Source organism: Devosia sp. SD17-2 (assembly GCF_029201565.1).
Classification (GTDB): domain Bacteria; phylum Pseudomonadota; class Alphaproteobacteria; order Rhizobiales; family Devosiaceae; genus Devosia.
The window spans coordinates 3,982,851-3,996,317 of the sequence record NZ_CP104002.1 but is presented as its reverse complement, the minus strand read 5'-3'; the positions used below and the strand labels follow the sequence as shown (position 1 = coordinate 3,996,317).

At 63.3% G+C, this 13,467-nt stretch carries 8 protein-coding genes; 7 read left to right on the top strand and 1 reads right to left on the bottom strand.

Translation table 11 applies throughout. The features are described 5' to 3' along the window. The first annotated feature begins 198 nt into the window (after positions 1-198). Both NYQ88_RS19575 and tsaE read left to right on the top strand, forming a co-directional pair. Complete coding sequence (locus tag NYQ88_RS19575) at positions 199-2,610, top strand: ATP-binding protein (RefSeq protein ID WP_275652738.1); 2,412 nt, start codon at positions 199-201, stop codon at positions 2,608-2,610. Then, positions 2,610-3,029 carry a tRNA (adenosine(37)-N6)-threonylcarbamoyltransferase complex ATPase subunit type 1 TsaE gene (gene tsaE, locus NYQ88_RS19570; RefSeq protein WP_275652737.1) on the top strand — a complete coding sequence of 140 codons (420 nt, stop codon included), beginning with the start codon at positions 2,610-2,612 and terminating at the stop codon, positions 3,027-3,029. Before NYQ88_RS19575 ends, tsaE begins: the two co-directional genes overlap by 1 nt. On the opposite strand, the gene NYQ88_RS19565 is transcribed toward tsaE, so the two are convergent. Then, positions 3,026-4,438 (bottom strand): helix-turn-helix transcriptional regulator, encoded by a 1,413-nt coding sequence (locus tag NYQ88_RS19565; RefSeq protein WP_275652736.1) that lies wholly within the window; start codon positions 4,436-4,438, stop codon positions 3,026-3,028. The two genes, tsaE and NYQ88_RS19565, sit on opposite strands and share 4 nt — an antisense overlap. Before the next feature lie 124 nt (positions 4,439-4,562). On the opposite strand from NYQ88_RS19565, the gene NYQ88_RS19560 reads away from it, so the two are divergent. The 5 genes from NYQ88_RS19560 (at position 4,563) to NYQ88_RS19540 (ending at position 13,421) form a co-directional block, all read left to right on the top strand. Beyond that, positions 4,563-6,095, top strand: a complete 1,533-nt coding sequence (locus NYQ88_RS19560) for an acyl-CoA carboxylase subunit beta (protein WP_275652735.1) — start codon at positions 4,563-4,565, stop codon at positions 6,093-6,095. A gap of 11 nt (positions 6,096-6,106) precedes the next feature. Then, positions 6,107-8,089: an acetyl/propionyl/methylcrotonyl-CoA carboxylase subunit alpha gene (locus tag NYQ88_RS19555; RefSeq protein ID WP_275652734.1), complete on the top strand. Its 1,983-nt coding sequence runs from the start codon at positions 6,107-6,109 to the stop codon at positions 8,087-8,089. Beyond that, positions 8,089-10,203, top strand: coding sequence for a methylmalonyl-CoA mutase (gene scpA, locus NYQ88_RS19550; protein ID WP_275652733.1), 2,115 nt, complete (start codon positions 8,089-8,091; stop codon positions 10,201-10,203). The genes NYQ88_RS19555 and scpA overlap by 1 nt, the downstream gene beginning before the upstream one ends. Beyond that, positions 10,200-10,613 (top strand): methylmalonyl-CoA epimerase, encoded by a 414-nt coding sequence (gene mce / locus NYQ88_RS19545; protein ID WP_275652732.1) that lies wholly within the window; start codon positions 10,200-10,202, stop codon positions 10,611-10,613. Before scpA ends, mce begins: the two co-directional genes overlap by 4 nt. Before the next feature lie 150 nt (positions 10,614-10,763). After that, the gene (locus tag NYQ88_RS19540; protein ID WP_275652731.1) at positions 10,764-13,421 is read left to right on the top strand and encodes an EAL domain-containing protein; all 2,658 of its coding nucleotides are present in this window, start codon (positions 10,764-10,766) and stop codon (positions 13,419-13,421) included. Positions 13,422-13,467 lie beyond the last annotated feature (46 nt).

Below are 13,467 nucleotides of genomic sequence, written 5' to 3'. Positions count from 1 at the left end.
TGTTGAGACGATTCGGAAGTGTAGGGGACACGTTACCGGTTCGGGGGCAGTTCGAGTTCCTTGTGCGGAACTCTGTGTGATGCCGCCTTTTGAGTGCACGCGTACCGACCTGTCGGGTCGGACTTGCAGCGCAACAACAAGTAGCGAGGGCTGTCTATGGCGCCGGATCGATTCCGGAAGCATCGGGGATTCGCCATTATGGCGTCGGCCCCCCTTACCCTGAGTGCCGCCGCCCCCGCTTGGGCTCAGGGTGTTTCCACCGCAAGCCTGGGCGGCATCGCGCCAATCGCCGTCGCAGTTGGCGCGGGGTGTTTTGCCATCCTCGCCGTCACTGTGGTGCGCACCATGCTCAAGGAAGGCCGCATCGTGCGCCGCCGCAACAATGAGCGGATCGCCGGCCTGCGCGCCCTCGTTGATGACTACGAAAACCTCATCGCCGGCAATCGCGAGGTTACGATTGTCTGGGGCCAGGAAGCTGGCGTGCCGCCGCGCCTCTTTGGCCAGACCAGTGCCATCCTGCCGGCCGGGCGCCCGCCCGAGGCCCTTCTCGATTTTTATTCCTGGCTGAGCAGCGCTGACGCCTCGCGCCTGGCGCGGCTGGTCGAAGACTTGCGCGTGCGCGGCGAAGCCTTCAGCGCCGGTTTCCCTTTCGGTGACGGCCGTCACGTCGAGATCAATGGCTGGATCAGCGGCGGCGGTGCGGCTCTGCGGCTGCGCCCAACTCCGGTCGCAGGCAAGGCCAAGTCGGTCGCGCCCAGCGATAGCGGGCTCGATGGCCTGCGCGCGATCCTGCAGATCCAGGCCAATCCCGGTTTCGTCCGCGACGACAAGGGCCGCCTGATCTATGCCAATGCGGCCTATCACGCCTTGGCCAAGAGCCTTGGCAAGGCCGGCACCGACAGCCAGCCGGCCGAACTGCTCGACGCGGGCCATCTTCAGCTCCACCTTGATCGCTGTCGCGACCTCGATGAGCCTGTGCTGCTGCCGCTCGATTTCGGCGACAAGGGCCGGTTCGAGCTAACCGAATTCACCTTCGGCGCGCTTGGCGCGGGTTATCTGCGCCCGCTGGTCCAGCCGGTCGTCGCGGCCCCCGCCGCCCCCGGTCTCAGCCATATCGCCGGCATCATCGACGCCCTGGCGACGCCGCTGGCCATTTTCAGTGCAGGCCGCGAACTAATCCAGTTCAACCAGGCCTATGCCAATCTGTGGAATTTCGCGCCCGGCTTCCTGACGCCCGGGCTGGATGAGCGGGCGGTCCTCGATAAGCTCCGCACCGAGGGCATGCTGCCCAATCAGGTCGACTACCACACCTGGCGCGCCAAGCATCTCGAGAGCTACACAAGAAAAGCCCCGTTTGAAGCTGACCCCTGGCATCTGCCGGATGGCCGCACCATCAAGGTGATCTCGGCCCCCGCCGGTCCCGTTGGCGGCGTCATCTATGTCTTTGAAGACCTCACCGAGCGGCTCGAACTGGAATCGGCCAACAAGGCCATGTCCAATGTGCAGCGCGAAACCATCAATGCGCTGTCCGAGGCCGTGGCCGTGTTCGGCACCAATGGTCGCCTGACGCTCTGCAATCCGCGCCTGTCCGCTTTGTGGAAGCTGCCGATGAACGAGCTCGGCAACAGCCCCCATATCGATCAGATCGCCGAGGTCTCCGGACGGGCCATTCCCGCCGACGGCTCAAAGATCTGGCGCGATCTGAAACGCGGGATCATCGATCTCAATCCCACGCGCACCGACCAGTCCGGACGCATTGACCGCTCGGATGGGCGCCTCCTCGACTATGCCATCACCCGCCTGCCGGACGGGCAGACGATGATGACCTTCCTCGACGTCACCGAAAGCGCCTCCTATTCCAAGGTGCTCAAGGAACGTAACGACGCCCTCGTTGCCGCCGACCGGCTCAAGGACGCCTTCGTCGAGAACGTCTCCTATGAACTGCGCTCGCCGCTGACCAATATCATTGGCTTTGCCGATCTCCTGGCTGCCGCCGAGGGCGACGGGCTGACCGACCGCCAGCGCGCCTATATCGACTATATCCGCGCCTCCTCAGTGACCCTGGGTGTGCTGATCGACAATATCCTCGATCTCGCCTCGGTCGACGCCGGCATTGCCGAACTCAATCCCGAGCCGCTCGATGTGGTCAATCTCATCGAAAAGGCCCGCGCCGGCATCTCGGCAACTTTCCCGGCTGGCTCGGGCGAACCACCGAACCTCGTGGTCGATCTGCCGACCGATTTGCCGGTACTGATCGCCGACGGCACGCGCCTCGTGCAGGTGCTCTACAATCTCCTCTCCAATGCCGCGCGCTTCTCGCCGCCGGGTGGCGAAATCCGCCTCTCGGTCGAATATCGCGGTGAGCGCGTGCTGTTCGTCATCGAGGATGAAGGCCCCGGTCTCACCGACGAGATGAAGTCGGCCATTCTGACCCGTCTCGATGGCCCCCATCCGGGTCGTCAGCGCGGTGCGGGCCTTGCGCTCTCCATCGTGCGGACCTTCGTTAATCTGCATGGCGGCACCATTACGGCATCGCCGCGCGAACCGCGCGGCAGCCGCATCGTGGTCAATCTGCCACGAGACTGCTCTCTAGCAGGCGTGGCCGAATAATGGAGCGCTTCCTGCCAGACGATGCGGCCACCTCGGCCTTCGGGGCCGAACTGGCCGAAATGCTGGTGCCCGGCGACATCGTCAGCCTTGAGGGCGAGCTTGGGGCGGGCAAATCTGCCCTGGCGCGCGCCACGATCCGGGCGCTGGCCGGTGATCCGGAGCTCGAAATTCCCTCGCCGACCTTCGCCCTGGTGCAGCCCTACGATACCTCCAAGGGACAGGTGCTCCACGCCGATCTCTACCGGCTGGGCGATGCCGCCGAGGCCGACGAGCTTGGCCTTCTCGACAATGTCGACGGCATTGTGCTGGTGGAATGGGCCGAGCGGGCCGAGCAGGTGGTCGACGCCGTGACGATCACCATTGCGCTGTCGATCCCGCCGGGCGGGGCAGGGCGAAATCTCACCCTGACGCGGCGCTAACCGATCTCATAGGGGACGATCGAGCGCCGGTCCGCCGGCACGGAAATGCCCACGGCCAGCGGGGGCACTGACCGCTGATGGCAGTTGCGGCGCTCGCAGATGCGGCAGGAGACGCCGATCGGGTCAAACACGGCCTTTCCCAGCTCCAGATCATCGGCATAGACCACGCGGTTGGCGTGCGAAATTTCGCAGCCCAGCGCATAGGCATAGCGCCGCGTCGTGCTGCGGTAGCCACCCATGCGCTTCTCGCCCGACCAGGCAAGGCTGAGATAGCGGTTGCCATCCGGCGTTTCGCCCAGCTGGCGGATGATCTCGCCGCGCGCCTCAAAAGCCCGATGTACATTCCAGAGCGGGCAGGCGCCGCCGAACCGGGCGAACTGCAGCGCGGTGGCCGAATGGCGCTTGGTGATCGTCCCCGCCGCGTCCACCCGGGCAAAGAAGAACGGAACGCCCCGCTCCCGCGGCCGCTGCATGGTCGAGAGGCGATGGGCCACTTGTTCAAGGCTCGCGCCGAAGAGATGGGCAAGTTCCTCGATATCATAGCGATGCGCCTCGGACGCCTTGAGAAAGGCGCTATAGGGCATATGCAGCGCCCCGGCGTAGTAATTGGCCAAGCCCATACGGGCGATGGCGCGAGCCTCGCTGGCCTTGAAATTGGCATTGTCGAGCAGTTCGCCCATCAGCGTCGTCTGCTCGAGGCTGGCGAGATGGGTGGCGAGACGGAAGAACTGGCTGGCCGGGTCGAGCCGGCTGTTGATCCAGATTTCCCGCCCGCCCCGATCAAACCGGCTCATCGCGTCGGGGGTGAGGGGCGGGGTGAAACTGACGCGCACCTCGTGGGTCTCACGAAGATAATCCACCAGCCGGGCCATCCGATCTGGGCCGAACTGTCCGAGTTCAGCCGCAAGGCTCTCGGCCGCCCGGTCGAGCGGGTCGATGTAATTATCGGCATAGTGGAAGAAGTCGCGCACCTCTTCATAGGCCGTGGTGACGCCGCTCTGCGGATCGCGCGACAGGGCGGCATCCATGCCGGCGAGGCGCTCATTGGTCTTGCGATAAGCCTCGTAGAGCTGCAGCACGGCCCGCGCCATGTCGGGCGCATTGGTGGCCGTCGATTTCAGCTCCTGCAGATTGGGCACCGTTTCGCCGAACACCGGGTCAGCCAGAACCTCTCGCAGATCCATCACCAACCGGTCCGAACCATCCGTGGCAAGGCTCGAAAGGTCGAGGCTGAAATGCTCCGCCAGCGCCAGCATCACCGACGCTGTCAGCGGCCGCTGATTGGATTCGAGCTGGTTGATATAGGAGGCGGAGATGTCCAACCGCGCAGCAAGCTCCGCCTGCGTCAGCCTGTGCTGCGCCCTCAGGGCCCTTATTTTGGCCCCGGCGAACACTTTTCTGGCAGCCATCACACAACTCCACAAAATCACAGACCTACTGTTGTGTGATTGTAGCACCAACGCCCTTTCCTGTCTTCTGGTATGCAAGATGAGCGCTTAGTCTCCGGCCGCATCAGGAATGCCGGAGGTTCTCATGCAGGAAATTATCGCCGCACTGGAAACGAGACGCGGAGAGGCGCGGCTTGGCGGAGGCCAGCGGCGCATCGACACCCAGCATGGCAAGGGCAAGCTGACGGCGCGCGAGCGCCTCGACGTCCTGCTCGATCCCGGCTCGTTCGAAGAATACGACATGTTCGTCACCCATCGGGCGACCGACTTCGGCATGGAAGAGACGGTCATCCCCGGTGATGGCGTGGTCACCGGCTGGGGCACGATCGACGGCCGCATGGTCTATGTCTTCTCCCAGGATTTCACCGTGTTCGGCGGCTCGCTCTCCGAGACCCATGCGCAGAAAATCTGCAAGATCATGGATCTGGCCATGCAGAATGGCGCGCCGGTGATCGGGCTCAACGATTCTGGTGGCGCCCGTATCCAGGAAGGCGTGGCCGCGCTCGGCGGCTATGCCGATGTGTTCTGGCGCAATGTGCAGGCCTCTGGCGCCGTGCCGCAGATTTCCGTCATCATGGGCCCCTGCGCCGGTGGTGCCGTCTATTCGCCGGCCATGACCGACTTCATCTACATGGTCGAGGACACGAGCTATATGTTCGTCACCGGTCCCGATGTGGTGAAGACCGTGACCAATGAGATCGTTACCCAGGAAGAGCTGGGCGGCGCCTCCACCCACACCAAGATTTCCTCGGTGGCCGATGCGGCCTTCGCCAATGACATCGAGACCCTGCTCGAAGTGCGTCGTCTCTTCTCCTACCTGCCGCTCGCGGCCGGCCAGAAGCCGCCACGCCTGCCAAGCCACGACCCCATCGACCGCCGCAACGACAAGCTCGACACCATCATCCCCGATAGTGCGACCAAGCCTTATGACATGCGCGAGGTCATCGAGACCGTCGCCGACGAAGGCGAATTCCTCGAGCTCCAGAAGAACCACGCCGGCAATATTCTCATCGGCTTCATCCGCCTCGACGGCCAGACCGTCGGCGTTGTCGCCAACCAGCCGCTGGTGCTGGCCGGGTGCCTGGACATCAATGCCAGTAAGAAGGCCGCGCGCTTCATCCGCTTCTGCGACAGTTTTGAGATCCCGATCCTGACCTTTGTCGACGTGCCCGGCTTCCTCCCCGGTGTCGCGCAGGAATATGGCGGCATCATCAAGCACGGCGCCAAGCTGCTCTTCGCCTATTCGGAAGCCACCGTCCCGCTCGTCACCGTCATCACCCGCAAAGCCTATGGCGGCGCTTATGACGTGATGGCCTCAAAACACATCAAGGCCGACGTCAACTATGCCTGGCCCTCTGCCGAAATCGCCGTGATGGGCGCCAAGGGCGCGACCGAAATCCTTTACCGCTCCGAACTGGGCGACAAGGACAAGATTGCCCAGCGCACAGCCGATTACGAAGCGCGCTTTGCCAATCCGTTCGTCGCCGCCGAACGCGGCTTTATCGACGATGTCATCATGCCCCACGGCACCCGCCGCCGCGTCATCCGTGCCTTCTCGACCCTCCGCCACAAAAGCGTGCAGGGCCCCAAGAAGAAGCACGACAACATCCCGCTGTGAGGAGCCAGACCATGACCATCACCAAACTCCTCATCGCCAATCGGGGCGAGATCGCCTGCCGGGTTATCAAGACGGCAAAGAAGATGGGCATCGCCACGGTTGCGGTCTATTCGGACGCCGACCGTGAGGCCCTGCATGTGCGCATGGCCGACGAGGCGGTCCATATCGGCGCCTCGCCCGCCAAGGATTCTTATCTGCTGGCCGACAAGATTATTGCTGCCTGTAAAGCGACGGGCGCCCAGGCGGTCCATCCCGGCTACGGCTTCCTCTCGGAAAATGCGTCTTTCTCCGCAGCGCTCGAAGCCGAAGGCATTATCTTCGTCGGCCCGGGTCCCAAGGCGATTGAAGCCATGGGAGACAAGATCACATCTAAGAAGCTCGCCGCCGAGGCCGGTGTGTCGACCGTGCCGGGCCATATGGGCCTGATTGATGACGCCGAGCACGCGGTCACCATCTCTAAATCCATCGGCTATCCGGTGATGATCAAGGCCTCGGCCGGCGGTGGCGGCAAGGGCATGCGCATTGCCTGGAACGACGCCGAGGCCCGTGAAGGCTTCGAACGCTCCAAGTCGGAAGCGGCGTCCTCCTTCGGTGATGATCGCATCTTCATCGAAAAATTCGTCACCGAGCCGCGCCACATCGAAATCCAGCTGATCGCCGACGCGCATGGCAATGCGATCTATCTCAACGAGCGCGAATGCTCGATCCAGCGCCGCAACCAGAAGGTCATCGAAGAAGCACCATCGCCCTTCCTCGATGAGGCCACCCGCAAGGCCATGGGCGAGCAGTCCGTGGCCCTGGCCCAGGCCGTGGGTTACCGCAGCGCCGGCACGGTGGAATTCATCGTCGACAAGGACAAAAAGTTCTACTTCCTCGAGATGAATACGCGCCTTCAGGTGGAGCATCCGGTCACCGAGATGATCACCGGGCTCGATCTGGTCGAGCTCATGCTGCGCGTCGCAAATGGCGAAAAGCTGCCGCTCACGCAGGACCAGGTGCAGCGCAATGGCTGGGCCATTGAAAGCCGCCTCTACGCCGAAGACCCATATCGCAACTTCCTCCCCTCGACCGGCCGCCTCACCCGCTATCGTCCGCCCGCGGAAAGCGTCTCGGATGATCTCGTCGTGCGCAACGACACCGGCGTTTTCGAAGGCGGCGAAATCTCGACCTTCTACGATCCGATGATCGCCAAGCTTTGCACCTGGGCCCCGACACGCGAGGCCGCGGTCGATGCCATGGCGGTGGCGCTCGACAGCTTTGAGGTCGAAGGCGTGGGTAATAACCTCCCCTTCCTCTCGACCGTCATGGAGCAGGACCGGTTCCGCGAGGGGCGGCTCACCACCGGCTATATCGCCGAGGAATTCCCGGAAGGGTTCTCTGGCGCCGCGCTTTCCGACGAGCATCACTTCGACGTCGTTGCCGCAGCCGCCGTGCTGATGGCCCGCCGCGATCATCGCCGCATGGGTGGGGAGACCGAAAGCCGCTGGCACGTGCAGGTCGGCGACAAGGCCGAAACAGTGGTGCTGCACCAGAAAGGGTCCGACATCGTCGTCGACGCCGAGTGGCGCTCCGAAGCGGTCCACGTTACCTGGCAGCCCGGCGACACGCTGGCCCGTCTCGACTGGTCCGGCGGCCGCCATGCCGTGCTCAAGGTTGATCCGACCACATCGGGCTTCCGCGTTCGCTATCGCGGGGCGGACCTCAAGGTTCTGGTGCTGCGGCCCCATATTGCCAAATATCTGACCCATATGCCGGTCAAGGTGCCGCCTGACATGAGCAAATATTTGCTCTGCCCCATGCCGGGGCAAGTGGTGCGTATCGACGTCAAGGAGGGGGACGTGGTCGAAGACGGCCAGACCCTCGCCATTGTGGAAGCCATGAAGATGGAAAACGTGCTCAAGGCCGATAAGCGCGCCCGCGTGAAGACGGTCCACGTCGTCCCCGGCGCCGTTCTGGCGGTGGACCAGGTCATGCTTGAGTTCGAGGCGGTGTGATGTCAGCAGATCACGAGAAATGGGCCAAGCTGGCCCAAAAGGAACTCCGCGATACCCCGCTTTCCGCGCTCGACCGGGACTATGGCGGCCTGCCGGTGAAGCCGGTTTATCTCGGTGATGACGGCGAAGTGCCGGGCATTGAGCCGTTCACCCGTGGCGTGCGGGCGACCATGTACGCCAACCGGCCCTGGACCATCCGCCAGTATGCGGGCTTTTCGACCGCTCGGGAGTCCAACGCTTTCTACCGGCAGGCGCTCGAAAAGGGCCAGAAGGGGCTGTCAGTCGCCTTCGATCTCGCCACCCATCGCGGCTATGACAGCGATCATCCGCGCGTTGTCGGCGATGTCGGCAAGGCGGGCGTCGCCATCGACAGCGTCGAGGACATGAAGATCCTTTTCGACGGCATTCCGCTCGATCAGATGAGCGTGTCCATGACCATGAATGGCGCCGTCATCCCGGTGCTGGCCATGTTCATTGTCGCGGCCGAAGAGCAGGGCGTTTCCCAGGAAAAGCTCGAAGGGACCATCCAGAACGACATCCTCAAGGAGTTCATGGTCCGCAACACCTATATCTATCCACCTGAGCCCTCCATGCGCATTGTCGGCGACATCATCGCCCACACCGCCGAGCATATGCCGAAGTTCAATTCGATCTCGATCTCGGGCTATCACATGCACGAGGCCGGGGCGACCGCGGTGCAGGAACTGGCCTTCACCCTTGCCGACGGCATGGAATATGTCCGGGCCGCCCAGGCCAAGGGGCTCGATATCGACGCCTTTGCCGGGCGCCTCTCGTTCTTCTTCGGCATTGGCATGAACTTCTTCCTCGAGGTCGCAAAGCTCCGGGCAGCCCGGAAACTTTGGAGCGAGATCATGACCGATCTCGGCGCCAAGGATCCGCGCTCCAAAATGCTCCGCACCCATTGCCAGACCTCGGGCGTGTCGCTCACCGAGCAGGACCCGCACAACAATATCGTGCGCACGACCATCGAGGCGCTGGCGGCAACCCTCGGGGGCACCCAGTCGCTCCACACCAACTCCTTCGACGAGGCCATCGCCCTGCCGACCGAGTTCTCGAGCCGGATTGCCCGCAATACCCAGCTCATCCTCCAGCACGAAAGCCGCATCACCGATGTGGTCGATCCGCTCGGCGGCTCCTATTACGTCGAAGCGTTGACCGACCAGTTGGTCAGTGAAGCCAAAAAGCTCATCGCTGACGCCGAAGCTGTTGGCGGCATGACGCCCTATGTTCAGTCCGGCGGCCCAAAAATGGCCATCGAACAGGCGGCAGCCCTGCGCCAGGCCCGGGTCGACCGGGGCGACGATGTGATCGTTGGCGTCAACCGCTTTCGGGTCGAGACCGAAGAGAAAATCGAAGTCCGCGAAATCGATAATGCCAAGGTGCGCCTTGAGCAGATCGCCCAGCTCGAGCACATCAAGGCGACCCGCGACGAGGACAAGTGCCAGTCCATGCTTTCGGCGCTGCGCGAATATGCGGCCAAGGATGAGGGCAATCTCCTCACCGCCGCCGTCGAGGCCGCCCGTGCCCGCGCCACGCTGGGGGAAATTTCCCAGGCGCTGGAAGATGTGTTCGGCCGCCACCGCGCGGTCACCCGCGTCATCTCCGGCGTCTATGCCGGCGGCTATGGCGACGACCCGCAATTGAAATCGGTCTCCGATCGGGTTGATGCGTTCAAGACCTCGCGGGGCCGCGCGCCCTCGATCTTCATCGCCAAGATGGGGCAGGATGGACACGATCGCGGTGCCAAAATCATCGCGTCGGCTTTCGCCGATCTCGGCTTCACCGTCCACATGGGTGATCTCTTCGAGACCGCTCCGGAAGTGGCGGCCCACGCAGAAACCTACGGCGTCGATGCGGTGGGAGTTTCCTCGCTGGCAGCCGGACACAAGACGCTGGTGCCCGAGCTCATCGGCGCACTGCGCGATCGTGGCCTTGGTGATGTGACCGTCATTGTCGGGGGTGTCATCCCGGAGCCCGATTACGACTTCCTCTATGAGTCAGGGGTCGCCGCCATTTTCGGTCCGGGCACCAATGTGCTCGACGCGGCCTTTTCGGTGCTCAACGAAATCGAGGGAAGGCTGTCCAACAGATGATCGGGCGTCTCAATCATATCGCCATCGCCGTGCAGGATCTGGCGGTGGCTTCGGCCCGCTATCGCGACATGCTCGGCGCCAATGTCGGCGAACCCCAGGCGCTCCCCGAGCATGGGGTGACGGTGGTCTTCATCGACACCGGCAATTCCAAGGTCGAACTACTCGAGGCGCTGGGCGAAGGCTCGCCCATTGCCAGCTTTCTCGAAAAGAACCCTGCCGGTGGCATGCACCACATCTGCTACGAAGTCCCCGACATCGTAGCAGCCATTGCCAAACTGGTCGAACGCGGCGCCCGCATCCTGGGCGATGGAAAGCCCCGGATCGGTGCCCACGGCAACCCCGTCATTTTCCTCCACCCAAAGGATTTTGACGGCACGCTGGTCGAACTCGAGGAAGTCGCGCCCCTCTAGCGCACTGTAACGGTCGGGGCCGTGCTGCCCCGGCTGCGTTACCTGCCCGTTTACCAAGATCGCGGATGCCGCTCTGCCGGTAAGCTTTTGGTCAAGCCCTGTGCGCAATGTCGGAGAGACAAGCTGGGGGGCGGCTTACGCATTGGCGGAATGAACACGGCAGAGACGGACAGGCAGCGCACCGATGGCCGCCGCACCACCTGGGTGCCGGTGCTTCTTGCGCTTTTGATGGTTACCGCCGCGGGCTTTTTTATCGACCGTCAGAGCCACAGTATTTCCGAGCAGCGCATGCGCGCCGATGTTCTGGGGCAACTCTCCATCATCAGGGCCAAGCTCGAAGGCAATATCGCGAGCGATATCCAGCTCGTGCGGGGGCTGGTCTCGACCATTTCGAGCCAGCCGGACCTCAGTCAGGAACAGTTCCAGGTTCTGGCCGCGCATCTCTTCGAGGAAGAGAGCCAGCTGCGCTCCATTTCCGTGGCGCCCGATCTGGTGATCGCCATGACCTATCCGCCCAACCAGACCCGCAATATCGGCTTCGACTATCGCACCAGCCCTGGACAATGGGACGCGGTGAAGGAAGTCGTTGATACCGGCCGGCTGGTGCTGGCAGGTCCTGTCGATCTCATTCAGGGGGGCAAGGGCTTTATCGGCCGTTTCCCGATCTACAAGGGCACCGGGGAGGACAGATCGTTCTGGGGCATTGCCGCCGCGGTCATCGATATCGACCGGCTCTATCGCGACAGCGGCCTCTATGATCCGGACCTGCCGATTGAAATCGCCATCACCGGGCATGACAGCAAGGGCGGCGATGGCGCGCTGTTTTACGGCCGCGACCTGAGTGCCGAAAACCCGATCCTCGCCGATGTCGCGCTGCCGACGGGGAGCTGGCAGCTCAGCGCCATCCCGCGCGGCGGCTGGGCCCCGGATGGGCTGACCCAGTGGCTCCTGCGCGGATTGATCGTTCTGGCCGGCGGCCTCGTCATCCTGCCCATCTTCACCACCCGCCGCATGGTCGAACAGCGCTACCGGCACATTGGCCAGTTGCGGGTTAGGGAACGCGAATTGGCGGCCCTCACCGATCGGCTCAATCTGGCGCTGCAGACCTCACAGGTGGGGATCTGGGAGCTCGATCTCGACAGCGGGGCCGAATATTGGGACGCCCGCACCAACGAGCTCTATGGCCTGCCAGCCGACGCCGCGCCGCGCACCTACGAGCAGTGGCGCGCCATCGTCCACCCGGATGACCTCGAAAAGAGCGAGGCCGAATTCAAGCGCATGATCGCGACCGGCCATTATGAGGCTGTCTATCGTATCCGCCTCGATGACGGCACGGTCCGCCATGTCCGCTCCATCGCAATGGTCAAAAAGGTTCCGGGCGAGTCCGACCGCGTGCTTGGCGTCAACTGGGACATTACCCGGGACGTCGCCCTCAACGAGGATCTGCGCCGCGCCCACCAATTGACCGAGGCCCGCAACGCCGAGCTTGAGACCGCCAAGATCCGCATCGAGCATAACGCGCTGCACGATAGTCTGACCGGCCTGCCCAATCGCCGCTTTCTCGACGAAAAGCTCCAGGAGCATTCTGAGAACGGCTATATGGGGTCGGGCGGCATCGCCCTCCTTCATATCGATCTCGACCGCTTCAAGCAGATCAACGATACGCTCGGCCACGCTGCCGGCGACGCCATGCTGATCCACGCCAGCGAGGTCCTGCGCGCCAATTGCAAGCCGACCGACTTCGTCGCCCGCATCGGCGGTGACGAGTTCGTGGTGATGCTTGAGGCTGACGCGGATGATGCGAGCGTTGCCTGTCTCGCCGACAGTATCGTCCAGGCCATGCGCAAGCCCGCCCTGCACGAGGGCCACGAATGCCGGATCGGCGTCAGCGTTGGCCTTGCCACGGCGCGCGGCACCGATATCGACGTCAAGCAATTGCTCATCAATGCCGATATCGCGCTCTATCGAGCCAAGGGCCGCGGCCGCAATCGCTATGAGTTTTTCTCCGCAGCGCTGCAGGCAGAGGTGATCGACACCAAGCGCAGCGCCGACGAAATCCTCAAGGCGCTCGACACCAACGCCTTCATCGCCTTCTATCAGCCGCAGTTCGATGCCCACACACTCGACGTCGTCGGGGTCGAGGCCCTTGCCCGCTGGAACCACCCGACCGAGGGCATCAAGACACCCGACCGTTTCTTGAACATTGCCGAGGAGCTGAGCGTCGTCGCCAGCATCGACCGCATTGTGCTCGATCAGGCGCTGCGCGATCTCGATCGCTGGCAGGCCATGGGTCTCAATGTGCCCCGCGCCTCGGTCAATGTCTCCCAGCGGCGCCTTCATGATGAAGACCTCGTGCAGAGCCTGCGCGAGCTGCGCATCGAACCCGGCCGTATCGCCTTCGAGCTCGTGGAATCGATCTATCTCGACGAGAGCGACGGCCTCGTCGGCTGGAACATCGATCGCATCAAGGAACTGGGCATCGATATCGAGATCGATGATTTCGGCACCGGCTATGCCTCCATCGTCTCGCTTCAAAAACTCCATCCGCGCCGCCTCAAGATCGACCGCCAGCTGGTCGACCCGATCCTCACCGAGCCGGCGCAGCGGCGCCTCCTCGCCTCCATCGTCGATATCGGCAAATCCATGGGCATCGAGATTGTCGCCGAGGGCGTCGAAACTAGGGAGCACGCCGCCATCCTGCGCGATCTGGGCTGCGACATCCTTCAGGGCTATGCCTTCGCCCGTCCCATGGATTGCGACAGCCTGGAAGTCTTCCTCCGACAGGAAAGCTGGCGCTCGGCCTCCTAGGCGGGCGCCACTCCAATTTCTCTATGATTTTCAGCGTTGCACTGGC

Coding starts and splice junctions, on each gene's coding strand:
- NYQ88_RS19575 (WP_275652738.1), top strand. CDS start 199: ATGGCGTCGGCCCCCCTTACCCTGAGTGCCGCCGCCCCCGCTTGGGCT.
- tsaE (WP_275652737.1), top strand. CDS start 2,610: ATGGAGCGCTTCCTGCCAGACGATGCGGCCACCTCGGCCTTCGGGGCC.
- NYQ88_RS19565 (WP_275652736.1), bottom strand. CDS start 4,438: ATGGCTGCCAGAAAAGTGTTCGCCGGGGCCAAAATAAGGGCCCTGAGG.
- NYQ88_RS19560 (WP_275652735.1), top strand. CDS start 4,563: ATGCAGGAAATTATCGCCGCACTGGAAACGAGACGCGGAGAGGCGCGG.
- NYQ88_RS19555 (WP_275652734.1), top strand. CDS start 6,107: ATGACCATCACCAAACTCCTCATCGCCAATCGGGGCGAGATCGCCTGC.
- scpA (WP_275652733.1), top strand. CDS start 8,089: ATGTCAGCAGATCACGAGAAATGGGCCAAGCTGGCCCAAAAGGAACTC.
- mce (WP_275652732.1), top strand. CDS start 10,200: ATGATCGGGCGTCTCAATCATATCGCCATCGCCGTGCAGGATCTGGCG.
- NYQ88_RS19540 (WP_275652731.1), top strand. CDS start 10,764: ATGAACACGGCAGAGACGGACAGGCAGCGCACCGATGGCCGCCGCACC.